Origin of the sequence: Nocardiopsis listeri NBRC 13360 (genome assembly GCF_001570765.1) — a bacterium.
GTDB lineage: Bacteria > Actinomycetota > Actinomycetes > Streptosporangiales > Streptosporangiaceae > Nocardiopsis > Nocardiopsis listeri.
Window position 1 is genome coordinate 1 of sequence record NZ_BCSH01000024.1, and the last position, 1,133, is coordinate 1,133.

Below are 1,133 nucleotides of genomic sequence, written 5' to 3' on the forward strand. Positions count from 1 at the left end.
TGTCCAGCCACTGGGACCAGTGGTGGGTCGCCTTCTCCTGGCGTTCGGGTTCGCTACTCTCCTCGGCGGCGAGGGAGTCGGTGCCACAGCGCAGTTCCAGGACCACGGGCTGCTCGGAACGCGGGTGGACGGTGGCCCGGGCGACGTCGTCGGTGCCGTCGTGGTCCACGTGCCACTCCACACCGGGGGAGCGCAGGACCATGGGGAAGTCGGCGCCCTGGATGCGCAGTCCCTCGGGCTCGATGGTGAGACGGATCGGAGCGCGGCCGAAGTCGGGGCGCGGCGCGAACTCGATGGTGGCGGGCGTGACCCCGGCGATCACACGGATGAGGTCGGTGCGGCCGGGTTCGGTGTCCTGGGCGAGGTAGTCGGTGACCTCCAGTCGTGACCAGCGGGTGCGCACGGTCATGGTGCCGGGCAGGTAGCGCTGGCCGAGGGGGAGACCGCCGTGGGCGGGAGCGATCGCGAAGACGCCCGCCTGACGCCCGCCCAGCACCTCGGCGAACAGGGCGTTGGAGTCGGGTTCGGGGTGACAGAACCACAGCAGCCGCGCGTCCGGTCCGACCAGTGCCACGGAGGACTGGTTGGAGAGCATGGACATGCGCTCGATGGGAGTGGGCCGTTCACCGAACACCCAGGAGCGACGCTCGTTGGCGAGCAGGGTCAGGAGCGTGGCGGCGGTGGGGGTGTCCGGGACGCTGTGCGAGGCGACGGTGGGTTCGTGGCCCACGCGGACACCCGCGTCGGCCCCGGTGTTCAGGTTCGTGAACACCGGCTCCTCACCATCGCCGCCGCCGATGTAGAGGAGCGCGGTGGCGTCGACCTGTTCGCGGAGCACCTCCAGGGCGGCGGACTTGTCCGTGGGGGTGTCGACGGTGAGGTCGGTGTCGAACTCGGTGCCGTAGGCGCCGACGAGGCGGACCTCGGCGGGCAACCGGGACAGCACGGCGAGGTCGCGCAGGGGGCGCGCGGAGACGACCGCGCACACGGTGCCCGGCAGGTCGGCGAGGTCGCGCAGGGCGCGGACGGCCTCCGGTAGGGGGCCGCGGTGGTCGGAGTCGACGGGTGCCAAGGCGCCGTCGTAGTCACAGGCGACGAGAAGTCGCGAGGTGCGCGCCAACGCGGAGACGCGT

1 protein-coding gene is annotated in these 1,133 nt (G+C 72.0%); it reads right to left on the reverse strand.

The window, feature by feature from the left end:
* The coding region (locus NLI01S_RS08875) for a trehalase-like domain-containing protein (protein WP_307600907.1) at positions 1-1,120 on the reverse strand (1,120 nt) is incomplete at its 3' end.
* Positions 1,121-1,133 lie beyond the last annotated feature (13 nt).